Below are 13641 nucleotides of genomic sequence, written 5' to 3'. Positions count from 1 at the left end.
TAATAGATTAAAAATAATTCAGATGGGGATTAGTATGTTATTTTTGAAAGTTAGAGTATTAGACATTGACTTGGAGAATTTAGTTTTAATAAATTCTGAAGATTTAAAAAGTTCCCAATACTTTCCTCAGGATAGAGTAGTAGTTAAATTTAATGATAAGGAAGTTATTGGCGTTTTGTATTCTTCAACCAGTTTGATAAATAGAGGAGAAGTAGGATTGCCTAAAAAACTTGTTAAGGAGTTAAATGTTAAAGAAGGAGATATAGTTACAATAAGACACGCGGATAGACCAAGATCTCTTGCATATATAAGAAAAAAAATGGATGGTAATAAATTAAAAAAAGAAGAAATTTTTGCAATTATTGATGAAATGGTTGATGGAAAATTAACAAATATTGAAATTTCTGCCTTTGTTACATCTTTATATATAAATGGAATGGATATGGACGAAATTGAGGCAATGACAATTAGAATGGCTGAAACTGGAAAAATGGTTAGTTGGGAGACGCAAATATATGATGTGCATTCAATTGGTGGAGTTCCTGGAAATAAATATGCTTTACTTGTAGTTCCTATCGTTGCATCTACTGGCTTAAAGATTCCAAAAACATCTTCAAGGGCAATAACATCTGCCGCAGGAACAGCGGATGTTGTTGAAGTATTAACAAGAGTAGATCTAACTATTGAAGAGATAAAAAGAGTAGTTAAAGAAACTAACGGATGTATGGTTTGGGGAGGGGCATTAGAATTGGCCCCCGCAGACGATATAACTATAAATGTAGAGAGACCTTTGGGGATAGATCCCAAGCCACTATTATTGTCAAGTGTTATGGCTAAAAAATTAGCAATGGGTGTTAATAAATTATTAATTGATATTCCAACTGGCTATGGAGCAAAGGTTAAAAGTATAAAAGAGGCATCAAGTTTAGCAAGGAACTTTATTGAGTTAAGCGAAAGATTAAAAATAGTTACTGAATGTGCTATTACCTATGGGGGTCAACCAATTGGAAGGGCAATAGGTCCAGCATTAGAAGCAAAAGAGGCATTATTGGCATTAGAAGATTACAAACAAGCACCAACAAGTTTAGTTGAGAAATCTATATCTCTTGCAGGAATTTTATTAGAAATGGGTAGAGTATCTCCCCCTGGAGAAGGAAAATACATGGCTGAGGATATATTAGCAAAGGGTAAGGCACATGATAAATTTATGGAAATTATTATTGCTCAGGGAGGGAAAGAGGTTAGTTCTGATGAAATTGAAGTTGGAAAATACTACACTGATATATATTCTCCAATTGATGGATATATAACAAGAGTATCTAATTCTGGAATCACAAGAATTACCAAAGAGGCAGGAGCTCCAAATGATAAAAAGGCTGGTGTTTATTTAAATGTAAAGGTTGGAAATAAAGTAGAAAAGGGAGATGTTTTATATACAATATACTCGGATTCTGAGGAAAGATTAAAATCTGCTGCAAAATTGGCAAGAATATTATATCCTGTTAAAGTGGAAGGAATGTTATTACAAAAAATTTCAAGATTTTAATCATCTATTTTTATTCTGAAAATTAATTTTTTGCCTTCTTTTAATTTTTTTACAATTTTTCTATTAATATCTTTTGCTGATTTGTTTGCATTAATCATTAACGTTCTTGGACATATATAGTTACTCTTTCTAATTACTATGTCTGTTGGATGGTTTAAAATTAAATCTTTGTGCCCTTCTCCTATTATTGTATCTTTTATTCCTTCAACTTCAATTTCCACAATGATTTTTTTAGCATTTCTAAGTTTTTCTTTAAATTCATCTGTAAAATCAAACATAGATTTATTTGCCTCTATTCCTATAATGCAATGTCCTGTTGGTGTTAAATAATCTTCTTTTGTAATCTCCAAGGTTGTTTTATGAGTTGCTGAGATATTTTTATGCCCCTTAGCCCTTATTGTAAATTCCATTAATACCCCTCTTACAATCTAATTAAAATTTTATATAAAATAATTAATAATAAATAATTATGAGGTGATAGAATGATTCTCTATAAAATTAAAAGAACAAAAAACACACCATGTCCCTCTATAGCTTCTGCAATAATTATAGGATATTCAGTAGGGTTAAAAGTAATTATTGGAGAAGGAGCCCAAAGCTTAAGTAATATAGCAGGTTCTTATGCAGGGAAAGAATTGGCAATTTATGCAATGAGTAAAGGCTATGAATTTAAAGATATTAAAGATATTGAAAGATATTTTAACCAGCTAAATTTTGCAGATGTTGAAATGAAGGAAGAGGGAGATGAGATTATTGTAAAGATATCAAAATGCAATCTCTGTCCAAAGAGGATTTGTGGCTATGAATTTGAAGGGACTGCATGTCCTTGGGGAGGGTTATTAATAGGATTTATATGTGAAACTTTAAAATATAATTTAGGATATCAAATGAATCTAAAACCTGCTGAAACCTGTATTATAAAATTAAAGAAAAAGTAAAAATTTTATTTATAAATTCCAAAAAAATCTAAAATCTCATAAGGATGCTTTAATACAATAACATCCTCCAACTCCATTAATTTTTTAGTATTTTCAGCATCTATTTTTCTAACTCTCATTTTAATTTCTTTTCCTTCAATTATTGCATTATATTGGCAGATTTCTTTACATTTTCCACAACCAACACATTTTGGTAAAAATATTTCAACAAAGTTATCTCTTTTAATTATGGCTTTATTAGGACAAACATTTATGCATTTTAAACAGAGTTTGCATCTCTTTCTATCTATGAAGTATGGAAGTTTAGTAATAATAATACCCTCTTTGTAATCAACTGGAACAATTATTGATTTAACAAATCCCTTTCCAGCCTGTGCGATTGCATTTGTTACTAAACTGTCTGCTATTCCATTAACTACCTTAGCAACAGTATTTCCTGATGTTGGTGAAGATATTAAATAATCATATTTTCCTAAGCTTAATCTTCCAGTAATTGGAGATGAATAAGGATGTTCTCTCTCTAAAATTAACTCTTCATAATAATTTCCATTGGAGATATATTTTAATTCTTCAAATAAACCATACATCTTTACAACTTCCTCTCCAGCCCTTGAAAGTAAAGTGGTTACTTTTAAATCTTCAATCTCTTCCTTCAATTTTTTCATAACTTCAAAACTCTCCCTTAATAAATGTCCCGCTCCTGTTATGCACCAAACTATTTTCATATTATCCCAAAGTAAAGTTTAATAAATGATTTGAAGATTTTAGTTGATGATAATATATTTTATAACTCCTCCAAACTCAAATTTTTCAATCTCTCAGCAATATAGTTAATCATCTCCTTTAAATTCTTCAAATTATCAAAATTATCAATGATTTTTAAAAGTTCTTCTCTATCTTTATTTTTAAATTCTCTGACATATTTGATTAGTAGAGGTAAAGCTCTTGTTAATTCATCTACTATTGTTACAGTGGATTTTCTTGCAGTTCTTGATAATGGATTTAAATCTATTGATATAACTTTTTTTCCCATATTAACTAATGCCTCCACCCTATCTCCATCTTCTAATGGAACTAAAACTACATCCGCACTAAATATTCCTTCTTCTGAAACCTTTCCTCTCAAACTGTCTAAGTTTGGAATTTTTTTATTGGCATCATCAATACCCAAAATTTTTATCTTTCCTGTCTCTATATCCTCTTTAAATTTCTCTTCAAATGCTTTTTTTATAGCTATCTCTCTCTCCTTAGTTCTATAAAATAAATTAACCTCTATCTTTCCATTCAATTCTTTTGCAAGTTCAACAACTTCATCTATTGCTAAAGCTACGGTATTACCATTAACACTTATCACTGGATTTTCAGCTAAAACTAATAAAGCAGAAGCAGCTTTTATTGCCTCCAATGCTATTGGTGTTGTTTTTTCCCCAATTAAATAGTCAAATGTCTCCCCTCTACCATGAGCTATTAACCCTGCCTTAGCCAAAATCCCTTTATCTAATGCTTCAATAATTTTTTCTCTCTTCATTAAAGATTCATACCTTGGATGTGTTTTTGGAATCTCCATTAAGTATCACCAAGTTTTTATATGGTTGTTTGTAATAAAACTTTTTGTATATGAGATAATATTTAAGGTGATAAAAATGAAACTACATGAATATGAGGCAAAGAAAATATTTAAAGAGTATGGAATTCCAGTTCCAGAAAGTTTTTTAATAAATAAAGGAGATGATTTAAAAAACATAAGTATTAATAAAGAGGTTGTTTTAAAGGCACAGGTTTTAGTTGGTGGAAGAGGAAAAGCAGGAGGGATTTTATTCGCATCAAACAAGGAAGAATTTATAAAAAAGGCTAATGAATTGTTTAACAAAGAAGTTAAAGGAGAAAAAGTAGAAAAAATTCTTGTTGAAGAAAAATTACCAATAGAGAAAGAATACTATGTATCAATTATTATTGATAGAGATGCTAAAAAACCATTGATTATTTTCTCAACTAAGGGTGGAGTAGATATTGAAGAAGTTGCAGAAAGAGAGCCAGAAAAGATTATAAAATATCACATTGACATTAAAAAACCTTTCCTACCATATATAGCAAGATGGATAGTTAAAGATGCTAAGTTACCAAGTAGTGAGATTGGTAAAGTTGCTGATATAATCTATAAATTATACAAAATCTTTAAAGATTTAGATGCAACAATGGTTGAAATAAATCCTTTAGTTATAACTAAGGATGGAAATGTTTATGCCGCTGATGCAGTCCTTCATTTAGATGATGATGCCTCATTTAGACATAATTATGAGATATTTGAAGAATACAAAAACAAAGAAAAGTTGCCATTTGCCTATGTTGAATTAGATGGAGATGTTGCTGTTATAGGAAATGGGGCTGGTTTAACATTGGCAAGTATGGATATAATTAACAACCTCGGCAGAAAACCAGCGTGCTTCTTAGACATTGGTGGAGGGGCTGATACTGAAACAGTAAAATTGGCTCTAAAAAAAGTTTTAGAAAATAAAAATGTTAAAGGAATATTTATTAACATATTAGGAGGAATAACAAGATGTGATGAAGTTGCAAAAGGAATTATTGAAGTTCTAAAAGAGCATCCAAATATAAAATTTGCTGTTAGAATGATGGGAACTAATGAGGAAATTGGTAAGAAGATTTTAGAAGAGCATGGAATTCCTTATGAAACCTCTATGGAAGAGGCTGGAAAAAAACTTATTGAAATGTTAATTTAATTTTTTGGTGGAAATAATGATATTAGTTACTGGTGGGGCAGGTTTTATTGGTAGTCATATAGTGGATGAACTTATTAAAAAAAACTATGATGTTATAATTTTAGATAATTTAACTACTGGAAATAAAGATAATATAAATCCTAAGGCAGAGTTTGTTAATGCAGATATAAGAAATAAAGATTTAGATGAAAAAATCAATTTTAAAGATTTAGAATTAGTTATTCATCAATCTGCTCAAATAAATGTAAGAATATCTATAGAAAATCCAATATATGATGCTGATATTAATATCATAGGAACATTAAATTTATTAGAGTTTATGAGAAAATATGACATTAATAAAATAATCTTTGCTTCTTCTGGAGGAGCAGTTTATGGAGAACCAAACTATCTCCCAGTAGATGAAAATCATCCAATAAATCCATTATCTCCTTATGGTTTAAGTAAATACTGTGGAGAAGAGTATATAAAATTATACAATAGATTGTATGGATTGAAATATTGTATTTTAAGATATTCAAATGTATATGGGGAAAGGCAAGATCCAAAAGGGGAGGCGGGAGTTATTAGTATCTTTATAGATAGAATGTTAAAGAATCAAAGTCCTATTATTTTTGGAGATGGGACTCAAACAAGAGATTTTGTATATGTCAAAGATGTCGTTAAAGCCAACCTAATGGCATTTAATTGGAAAAATGAGATAGTTAATATAGGAACTGGTAAAGAAACTTCTATAAATGAACTTTATAATATTATAAAAAATGAAATAGGTTTTAAAGGAAATCCAATTTATGACAAACCAAGAGAGGGAGAAATTTATAGAATTTACTTAAATATAGAAAAAGCTAAATCATTGGGCTGGAAACCAGAAACTGATTTAAGAGAGGGGATAAAGAGAGTTGTTAATTGGATGAAAAACCTTAAAAGGTAAAACCCTCTATTACTATACTCCCCAAGGGTATACCAATAAGGCGGAGCCCTATGGTGATGAAACTTTTACTAAAAGTTTCGATGAAAAATATAAATAGGTAATTGTTTATTTCTACATTATTATAATAAAAACATACAAAAGGTTGAGAGTATGGACAATGTAGTATTAATAGGGAAGAAGCCAGTGATGAACTATGTTTTAGCAGTTTTAACACAATTGACAAATAATGACGAAGTAGTAATAAAGGCGAGAGGGAAAGCAATTAATAAGGCAGTAGATGTTGCAGAGATGATAAAAAACAGATTTATCAAAGATATTAAAATTAAAAAAATAGAAATAGGAACTGACAAGGTAAAAAATCCAGACGGTAGAGAGGTTAATGTTTCAACAATAGAGATTGTTTTAGCAAAACCATAACCAAATAATTTTTATTTTAAACTTTTATTTTTAAAGTATTTTAATCTTTAAAACAACTGTTATGGGTGTTAATATATGCTTAATTCTATAAAAATTAGTGCTATAGTTCATGCTACCGAAGATGAAGATAAAGTTTTAGAGGCTATAGAATTTTTTATTCCAGAGGATGTTGATGAGGAAAAAATAAACTTAGATGTGATAGAGACAGAGGGTTATTTTAGGAATCCAATAAAAATTATAAATGTAAGTGTAGAAGGTAAAGAGGCTAAAAAAATATTTAATCATATTATAGATTTAATAAAGTCAGATGAGAGAAATATAAATAAATTAAAAAAAGATTTACATCTTAGAATAGAGGATAACAAATTTTATGTTAGATTTGATAAGCAAAAGGCTTATTTAGGAAAATGTAAAGTTATGGATGGAGATGATATCATTAGGGTAGTTTTTAACTTTAAAATATTCTCTCCAAAAAATAAAGAAGAAAAAGTTAAAGAAATTATTAAAGAATGTTTTTTAGTTGAATAAAAAATTTGGGATAAATATGCACGAATTATCTTATGCTACGGCAATGCTTGATGCTATTTTAAATAGTATAAAAAAAGAAGAAGAAAAAGGTAGAAAGATAAAAAAAGTTAGTGAAATAAACTTAGAAATAGGAGAATTAACTTTTATAAATGTTGAACAGTTAAAATTTGCTTTTGATGTTATTGCAGAGGGAACTGTCTGTAAAGGGGCTAAAATTAATGTTGAATTTATAAAACCAAAATGTAAATGCTTAGATTGTGGTTATGAAGGGGATGTAAAAATAGTAGATGAATTTGAAATATACTGCCCAAAGTGTAACAGTATGAGATTAAAACTATCTGGAGGTAAAGAATTTAATATAAAAAATGTAACAGTAGAGTTTGAAGATGAAATATAAAATTAAATAGATTTAAGAATTATTGATTTTGTTTTTTCCTATACTTTGGATGGTATTTTTCAATTAATTCTCTATCTACTCTCTTCAACTCTTCTTCTGGTAATATTGCTAACAACTCCCACAACAAGTCAAGAGTTTCCTCAATACTTCTATCTTCATCTATTCCCTGTTTAACAAATCTCTTTTCAAATTCGTCAGCGAATTTTAAGTATGCTCTATCTCTGTCTGTTAATGCCTCTTCCCCAACGACTGCAACTAAGTCTCTTAAACTTCTACCTTCTGCATATGCCGCATATGCTTGGTTAACTACTTTTTTATGGTCTTCTCTTGTTTTACCTGGTCCTTGTCCATTTCCAGCTAATCTTGACAATGATGGAAGGACATCTACTGGCGGATAGATACCTTTTCTATGTAATTCTCTTGACAATACAATTTGTCCCTCTGTAATATATCCTGTTAAGTCAGGAATTGGGTGTGTTATATCATCATGAGGCATTGTTAAGATTGGAATTTGAGTTATTGTTCCATTTCTACCTTTAACTCTTCCTGCTCTTTCATAGATTGTAGCTAAGTCAGTATACATGTAACCTGGATATCCTCTTCTTCCTGGAACCTCGTTTCTTGCGGCGGAGATTTCTCTTAAAGCCTCACAGTAGTTTGTCATATCAGTTAAGATAACGAGAACGTGCATATCTTTTTCATAAGCTAAATATTCAGCGACAGTTAAAGCAAGTCTTGGAGTTAATATTCTTTCAATTGATGGGTCGTTAGCTAAGTTTATAAAGACAACAGCTCTCTCTAATGCACCAGTTTTTCTAAATTCTTCCATGAAATAGTTAGCCTCTTCTGAGGTAATACCCATAGCTGCAAAGACGACAGCAAACTTTTCTCCTTCTCCTCTAACTTTTGCCTGTCTTGCAATCTGAGCTGCCAACTGATTATGTGGTAATCCAGAACCTGAGAATATCGGTAATTTCTGCCCTCTAACGAGAGTGTTCATTCCATCGATTGTTGAAATTCCTGTCTGGATGAAATCACTTGGAACTTTTCTTGAAACTGGATTTAGTGGATACCCATTAATATCTAATTCTTTTTCTGGAACTATTTCAGGTCCTCCATCAATAGGTTTTCCTCTTCCGTTAAATATTCTTCCTAACATTTCCATTGATACTCCAATCTTAGCAGTTTTTCCTGTAAATCTTACTTTTGTTTGATTTGTACTCAACCCAGTAGTTCCCTCAAAAACCTGAACTACTGCTAAACCTTCTCTTGCCTCTAAAACTTGTCCCATTCTCTTTTCTCCATCAGGACATATAACTTCAACTATCTCCCCATATGCTGCTCCTTCTACTCCCTCTACAATTAACAAAGGTCCTGCAATACTTTTAACTGATGAATACTCTATAGCAGATGTTGCCAAAGTCATCACCTCAATAAAAAGTTTTTATAAAAAAATTAAATAGGTTTAAATTATTGTAAGGATCCCAATTCATTTTTAATTTTCTCTAAGATTTCTTTTGATTTAACATTTATAAATTCTTCGTGTGGAATATATTTCATTCTTGCAATATCTTGTTTAACTGAAACTTTTAATATTTTAGATGGATCTACTCCTCTTTCAACAGCCTTCAATGCTTCTTGGTAGAAGGTCATAATTATCTTTAACATTAAGTATTGCTTCATTGGAGGACAGTAAGTATCTACTTCATCAAATGCATCTTGCTGTAAGAAATCTTCTCTTAACATTCTTGCTACTTCTAAGATAACCCTTTCTCTATCTGGCAATGCATCTGGTCCAACTAACTGAACGATCTCTTGAAGTTCAGCCTCTTTCTGTAATAAACTCATAGCTTCATCTCTTAGCTGTCTCCAATCTGGTCCTGTATTTTTATGCCACCAATCTGTAACATCGTCAATATATAATGAATAACTCTGCAACCAGTTTATTGCTGGGAAGTGTCTTCTTCTTGCTAAGTTAGCATCCAATGCCCAAAATACCTTAACAATTCTTAGAGTGTTTGAGGTAACAGGTTCTGAGAAATCTCCTCCTGGTGGTGAGACAGCTCCAACAATTGAAACGAATCCTTTTCTATTATCTTGTCCTAAACATACGACGCTTCCTGCTCTTTCATAAAACTGTGCCAATCTTGACGCTAAGTATGCTGGATATCCTTCTTCCCCTGGCATCTCTTCTAATCTCCCAGAGATTTCCCTCATAGCCTCTGCCCATCTTGATGTAGAATCTGCTGTTAATAAAACTCCATATCCCATATCTCTAAAGTACTCTGCAATTGTAACTCCTGTATAAATTGATGCTTCTCTTGCTGCTACAGGCATGTTTGAAGTATTTGCTATCAATACAGTTCTATCCATTAACTTATTTCCAGTTCTAATATCTTCCAAGTGTGGGAATTCTTCAATAACCTCTGTCATCTCGTTTCCTCTTTCTCCACATCCAATATAAACGACAACATCAGCATCAGACCACTTAGCCAACTGATGCTGAGTAACTGTCTTTCCTGAACCAAATGGTCCAGGAATTGCTGCTGTTCCTCCTTTTGCTAATGTAAAGAATGTATCTTCAACTCTCTGCCCCGTAATCATTGGGATTTTTGGAGGTAACTTTTCTTTATATGGTCTCCCTTTTCTTACAGGCCACTTTTGCATCATAGTTAGTTCTTTCCTTTCTCCATTTTCTAATTCAACTACTGCAACTGTTTCCTCAACAGTAAATTTTCCTTCCTTTATTTCAACTATTTTTCCTTTAACTCCAACAGATACTAATACTTTATGAACTATTGATGGAGTTTCATCAACAGTTCCAATAATATCTCCTTCTTCTACATAATCTCCTTCATTTACAACTGGCTTAAATTCCCATTTTATGTCTCTTGGTAATGCTGGAACATCAACACCTCTTGGAATAAAGATAGATCCAGTTTTTTCTTCAATTGCTGTTAATGGTCTCTGAATACCATCGTACATTGCTCTTAACATTCCTGGCCCTAATTCAACAGACAAAGGAGATCCAGTACCAACAACAGGTTCTCCTGGTTTAATTCCTGTGGTTTCTTCATAAACCTGAATAACTGCCTTATCATCTTGCAATTGAATAATTTCTCCGGTTAATTTTTCTTCTCCTACTTTAACGACTTCATACATTTGTGCTCCTTTCATTCCTTCTGCAACTACGACAGGTCCTGCTATTTTAATAATCTTCCCAACAACTGACATATTATCGACCTCTTTACAGTTATAACTTTATTTTATAGTAACTCCAATAGCTTTTCTAATCAATTCTTTAATAGGATCAACTCTCTCAATTTTTCCATATTTATCAGGAATTTCAACAATATACTTGTTTATATTTTTTATTTCATCTTTTAAATTTTCAGCAATTCTCTCTGTTATAATAATGAATGCAATATTATCATTATTTTCAAGATCTTTTAGAGCTTTAATCGCCTCTTCCTTATTTTTAACTTCATAAACATCAGTTAATCCAGCCAATCTAAATCCTGTGGCTGTTTCTCTATCACCAATAACACCTATTTTCATAATATCTCACCTATAAGGATATGAGCAAACGTCTAATTTCATCAGGTTTTAAGTTTTCTATTTTACCTTTAATTATTGCTTTAAGGTTTTTAACTTCGAGCTCTTTGCTAACAATCAATCCAATAATTGGACCTACACCAAAGGGTTTTCTCACAGATAGTTTTTTACCTTTCTCTAATATGAATCTATCTAATGCCTTTTCAAAAGTAAATACTGACTTCGTCTTTTCAAATTCTTCCATATACTCTGATAATACATTTGCATAACTTGTTCCTTCTAAGCCACTTAATATTCCTTCTATCCCTTCAGCACTCATTAAGTCTTTTAATTTCCATTCTGGAAGTTCATAACCGCTTAAAGAAACATATTTACTTAATTCATCTGCAGATAGTCCATCTGCTTTTCCTTTTAATATAACCTTTAAGTTTTCAACATCAATTAAGGTTCCTATAAATTCTCTAAATAAATCTTCTTCCTTACCTTCTATCATCATAACTTTTCTTAATTCATTTAAGTAGTATCTATCTAATGCCAACTCAAGCCCTGTTATACTAGAAGTTTGCTCATAGTTTGACAATTCTTCCTGCAACACTTTAAAATACTCTGTTCCATCTAAACCTCTAACAACTTCTTCAACTGTTTTTGCCTCAGATAATTCTTTTAGTTTTTCAATAGGAATATTTCCTAATGGAATTAATAAGGAGTAAGTTTCCTCAGCATTTAATCCATAATATTTGGCTCTAATTAATGTTTTTATATTTTTAATGTCAAACTTTTTAGAAAATACTTTTAAAATATTTTTAGCACTTTCTGGTGAGATATTGAATATTAAATTATATAAATCAGCCAAATACATATCTAAGGCTTTTTCAACTGCAATAGGATCCTTTAACTCATTTAAAACTTCACTAATATATTGCCCATAGTCAGTATCTTCTAATATGCCGATCATTTCTTCTAAACTTCCTGACTCTATTAATTCATTTAATTTCGTATTGTCCAATAATTTTGCCTCTTTACTTCTTATTCTCGCATTTACATAGGCATAAGGTGCCAGATCAATAACCATCTTTACTATCCAAACAATTACAGTAACAACAATAACTATAGTTGCAATAACAATAAGTATAGTTAAAGGATTATCAAAATACGTCATTAAAGTTGAATAAAGTGTTTTTAAGTTTAATAATATCCCAATATTATCAAACGCCATTAGGCATCACCTTTTAGAATAACTTCTCTGTAACTTTCGCTCTAATTATATTTAAGTTCCTTTCAAATATTGCCTCTAAGCTGTTATCTAATGATTTTAATCCATCAGATGTTTCTATTATGCATCCACCTATAATATTTACAGGCTTTCCTTTTTTTAATACAGTCACTTTTTTCGTTACATTTTCAATTTCTTTTTCTAAGTCCCACAATGTAGCATCGTCAATAAGTTCCATATCTCTTCTGTTTAATCTTACAACTAATTCTCCGCCACCTAATGATATTGCCCCATCTTTTATTAATTTGATGAGTTTATCTTTATAATCTGGTTGTTCTGGTAATTTGTGGAGTTCTTCTTTTAATTTGTTAATAGCCATATTAATGATCTCTTCTTTAGCCTCTAATAACTTTTTCTTAGCCTCTAATTTAGCCTCTGCTATTATTCTGTTTTTAACCATTTCAGCCTCTTTCTCCCCTTTTTTTAATATTTCAACTCTTCTTTTTTCAGCCTCTTTTTTAGCTTCTTCTAAAATTTTATTTTTTTCTTCTTCAGCCTGAGCAATGATTTTTTCAGCTTCGACTTTTGCATCTTCTAATATCTTCGATTTTATCTTATCCACTCCCATTAATTTCACCTACCAAAATCAAATTTTTAAGTAAAGTTAATTTTATATATTGTTTAAAAAGGTTTAAAAGAGGGTAAAGGTTTATACCATTAGCATGATTAAGATTGCTATTAACAACCCAAAGATTGCGAAAGTTTCTGGCATAACTGCTAAAACAAGCCCTTTACCCATAGCATCTGGATCTCTTGCTGTTGCTCCAATAGCCCCTGCAGCAGTAATACCCTGCCCAATACCAGAGAGACCTGCAAACCCAACTGCAAACCCTGCACCTAAGGCAGCAACTGATACAGCTCCAGCTCCTTTAAATACTCCAACTAACAATAGAATAGCGATTAATAAACCATAAATTGCCTGTGTCTCTGGAAGGACAGAGAAAACCATCGCCTTACCAAATATACTGTTGTCCTCAGCAACTGCTCCCAAACCAGCCGCTGATGCAATACCCTGACCAATTGCTGATAAACCAGCTAAACCTGTTGCCAATCCAGCTGCAAACATTGCCCAAGGAGATGCTGTTTTAAAAACAAACAGAATAAGAATTGCTACTAAGAATCCATACAAACCCTGTGTCTGTGGCAATGCTTGGAAGACTATAGCAGTACCAAACTTATTTGGATCTTCTGCAACAACTCCAGCACCACTTGCTCCAGTAATTCCAGCACCAATTCCTGAACCTAATCCTGCAAGTCCAACTGCCAAACCAGCACCAATAGCTCCTAATAGTAAAGCATCTACCATAATACATCA

16 protein-coding genes are annotated in these 13641 nt (G+C 31.4%); 7 read left to right on the top strand and 9 right to left on the bottom strand.

Going from position 1 to position 13641, the window contains the following annotated elements:
• The first annotated feature begins 34 nt into the window (after positions 1-34).
• A complete protein-coding gene (locus HZY31_RS07280) occupies positions 35-1546 on the top strand; it encodes an AMP phosphorylase (protein ID WP_297318743.1) in 1512 nt (503 codons plus the stop codon).
• On the opposite strand, the gene HZY31_RS07275 is transcribed toward HZY31_RS07280, so the two are convergent.
• A complete protein-coding gene (locus HZY31_RS07275; RefSeq protein WP_297318742.1) occupies positions 1543-1956 on the bottom strand; it encodes a DUF371 domain-containing protein in 414 nt (137 codons plus the stop codon). The two genes, HZY31_RS07280 and HZY31_RS07275, sit on opposite strands and share 4 nt — an antisense overlap.
• Before the next feature lie 72 nt (positions 1957-2028).
• On the opposite strand from HZY31_RS07275, the gene HZY31_RS07270 reads away from it, so the two are divergent.
• Positions 2029-2484: a hypothetical protein gene (locus tag HZY31_RS07270; protein WP_297318741.1), complete on the top strand. Its 456-nt coding sequence runs from the start codon at positions 2029-2031 to the stop codon at positions 2482-2484.
• A 5-nt stretch (positions 2485-2489) separates the two neighbouring features.
• On the opposite strand, the gene HZY31_RS07265 is transcribed toward HZY31_RS07270, so the two are convergent.
• Positions 2490-3209, bottom strand: coding sequence for a dihydromethanopterin reductase (acceptor) (locus tag HZY31_RS07265; protein ID WP_297318740.1), 720 nt, complete (start codon positions 3207-3209; stop codon positions 2490-2492).
• A 59-nt stretch (positions 3210-3268) separates the two neighbouring features.
• The gene (locus tag HZY31_RS07260) at positions 3269-4051 is read right to left on the bottom strand and encodes a 4-phosphopantoate--beta-alanine ligase (RefSeq protein ID WP_297318739.1); all 783 of its coding nucleotides are present in this window, start codon (positions 4049-4051) and stop codon (positions 3269-3271) included.
• Between the two features lie 76 nt (positions 4052-4127).
• On the opposite strand from HZY31_RS07260, the gene sucC reads away from it, so the two are divergent.
• From sucC to hypA, 5 genes are all read left to right on the top strand, one after another.
• Positions 4128-5225, top strand: coding sequence for an ADP-forming succinate--CoA ligase subunit beta (sucC, locus tag HZY31_RS07255; RefSeq protein ID WP_297318738.1), 1098 nt, complete (start codon positions 4128-4130; stop codon positions 5223-5225).
• 16 nt (positions 5226-5241) lie between these two features.
• On the top strand, positions 5242-6156 hold the full coding sequence (locus HZY31_RS07250) for an SDR family oxidoreductase (RefSeq protein ID WP_297318737.1): 915 nt from the start codon (positions 5242-5244) through the stop codon (positions 6154-6156).
• A gap of 150 nt (positions 6157-6306) precedes the next feature.
• Positions 6307-6573: a DNA-binding protein Alba gene (albA, locus tag HZY31_RS07245; protein WP_297318736.1), complete on the top strand. Its 267-nt coding sequence runs from the start codon at positions 6307-6309 to the stop codon at positions 6571-6573.
• 75 nt (positions 6574-6648) lie between these two features.
• Positions 6649-7101: an RNA-binding domain-containing protein gene (locus tag HZY31_RS07240; RefSeq protein ID WP_297318735.1), complete on the top strand. Its 453-nt coding sequence runs from the start codon at positions 6649-6651 to the stop codon at positions 7099-7101.
• Between the two features lie 16 nt (positions 7102-7117).
• Positions 7118-7498: a hydrogenase maturation nickel metallochaperone HypA gene (gene hypA / locus HZY31_RS07235; protein WP_297318734.1), complete on the top strand. Its 381-nt coding sequence runs from the start codon at positions 7118-7120 to the stop codon at positions 7496-7498.
• A 19-nt stretch (positions 7499-7517) separates the two neighbouring features.
• Here the strand turns inward: hypA and HZY31_RS07230 are convergent, their stop codons facing one another.
• The 6 genes from HZY31_RS07230 to HZY31_RS07205 all read right to left on the bottom strand — a co-directional run bounded on the left by HZY31_RS07230 (position 7518) and on the right by HZY31_RS07205 (position 13632).
• Positions 7518-8924 carry an ATP synthase subunit B gene (locus HZY31_RS07230; protein ID WP_214400726.1) on the bottom strand — a complete coding sequence of 469 codons (1407 nt, stop codon included), beginning with the start codon at positions 8922-8924 and terminating at the stop codon, positions 7518-7520.
• Positions 8925-8968: 44 nt separating this feature from the next.
• Positions 8969-10732 carry an ATP synthase subunit A gene (locus tag HZY31_RS07225; protein ID WP_297318733.1) on the bottom strand — a complete coding sequence of 588 codons (1764 nt, stop codon included), beginning with the start codon at positions 10730-10732 and terminating at the stop codon, positions 8969-8971.
• Between the two features lie 27 nt (positions 10733-10759).
• A complete protein-coding gene (locus HZY31_RS07220) occupies positions 10760-11056 on the bottom strand; it encodes a V-type ATP synthase subunit F (RefSeq protein WP_297318732.1) in 297 nt (98 codons plus the stop codon).
• A gap of 10 nt (positions 11057-11066) precedes the next feature.
• Positions 11067-12269, bottom strand: a complete 1203-nt coding sequence (locus HZY31_RS07215; RefSeq protein WP_297318731.1) for a V-type ATP synthase subunit C — start codon at positions 12267-12269, stop codon at positions 11067-11069.
• A gap of 13 nt (positions 12270-12282) precedes the next feature.
• On the bottom strand, positions 12283-12894 hold the full coding sequence (locus HZY31_RS07210; protein ID WP_297318730.1) for a V-type proton ATPase subunit E: 612 nt from the start codon (positions 12892-12894) through the stop codon (positions 12283-12285).
• 81 nt (positions 12895-12975) lie between these two features.
• Entirely contained in the window at positions 12976-13632 is a 657-nt protein-coding gene (locus HZY31_RS07205) for a V-type ATP synthase subunit K (RefSeq protein ID WP_297318729.1), read from the bottom strand.
• Between the last annotated feature and the right edge of the window lie 9 nt (positions 13633-13641).

Origin of the sequence: Methanocaldococcus sp. (assembly GCF_024490875.1) — an archaeon.
In the GTDB taxonomy this organism is placed as follows: Archaea; AGJL01; Methanococci; order Methanococcales; family Methanocaldococcaceae; genus Methanocaldococcus.
The sequence above is the reverse complement of the archived record's forward strand: the minus strand, read 5'-3'. Positions and strand labels throughout refer to the sequence as shown.

Bases quoted from the DNA above. Each gene is read 5' to 3' on its own strand.
- HZY31_RS07280 (WP_297318743.1), top strand. From the start codon at position 35: ATGTTATTTTTGAAAGTTAGAGTATTAGACATTGACTTGGAGAATTTA.
- HZY31_RS07275 (WP_297318742.1), bottom strand. From the start codon at position 1,956: ATGGAATTTACAATAAGGGCTAAGGGGCATAAAAATATCTCAGCAACT.
- HZY31_RS07270 (WP_297318741.1), top strand. From the start codon at position 2,029: ATGATTCTCTATAAAATTAAAAGAACAAAAAACACACCATGTCCCTCT.
- HZY31_RS07265 (WP_297318740.1), bottom strand. From the start codon at position 3,209: ATGAAAATAGTTTGGTGCATAACAGGAGCGGGACATTTATTAAGGGAG.
- HZY31_RS07260 (WP_297318739.1), bottom strand. From the start codon at position 4,051: ATGGAGATTCCAAAAACACATCCAAGGTATGAATCTTTAATGAAGAGA.
- sucC (WP_297318738.1), top strand. From the start codon at position 4,128: ATGAAACTACATGAATATGAGGCAAAGAAAATATTTAAAGAGTATGGA.
- HZY31_RS07250 (WP_297318737.1), top strand. From the start codon at position 5,242: ATGATATTAGTTACTGGTGGGGCAGGTTTTATTGGTAGTCATATAGTG.
- albA (WP_297318736.1), top strand. From the start codon at position 6,307: ATGGACAATGTAGTATTAATAGGGAAGAAGCCAGTGATGAACTATGTT.
- HZY31_RS07240 (WP_297318735.1), top strand. From the start codon at position 6,649: ATGCTTAATTCTATAAAAATTAGTGCTATAGTTCATGCTACCGAAGAT.
- hypA (WP_297318734.1), top strand. From the start codon at position 7,118: ATGCACGAATTATCTTATGCTACGGCAATGCTTGATGCTATTTTAAAT.
- HZY31_RS07230 (WP_214400726.1), bottom strand. From the start codon at position 8,924: ATGACTTTGGCAACATCTGCTATAGAGTATTCATCAGTTAAAAGTATT.
- HZY31_RS07225 (WP_297318733.1), bottom strand. From the start codon at position 10,732: ATGTCAGTTGTTGGGAAGATTATTAAAATAGCAGGACCTGTCGTAGTT.
- HZY31_RS07220 (WP_297318732.1), bottom strand. From the start codon at position 11,056: ATGAAAATAGGTGTTATTGGTGATAGAGAAACAGCCACAGGATTTAGA.
- HZY31_RS07215 (WP_297318731.1), bottom strand. From the start codon at position 12,269: ATGGCGTTTGATAATATTGGGATATTATTAAACTTAAAAACACTTTAT.
- HZY31_RS07210 (WP_297318730.1), bottom strand. From the start codon at position 12,894: ATGGGAGTGGATAAGATAAAATCGAAGATATTAGAAGATGCAAAAGTC.
- HZY31_RS07205 (WP_297318729.1), bottom strand. From the start codon at position 13,632: ATGGTAGATGCTTTACTATTAGGAGCTATTGGTGCTGGTTTGGCAGTT.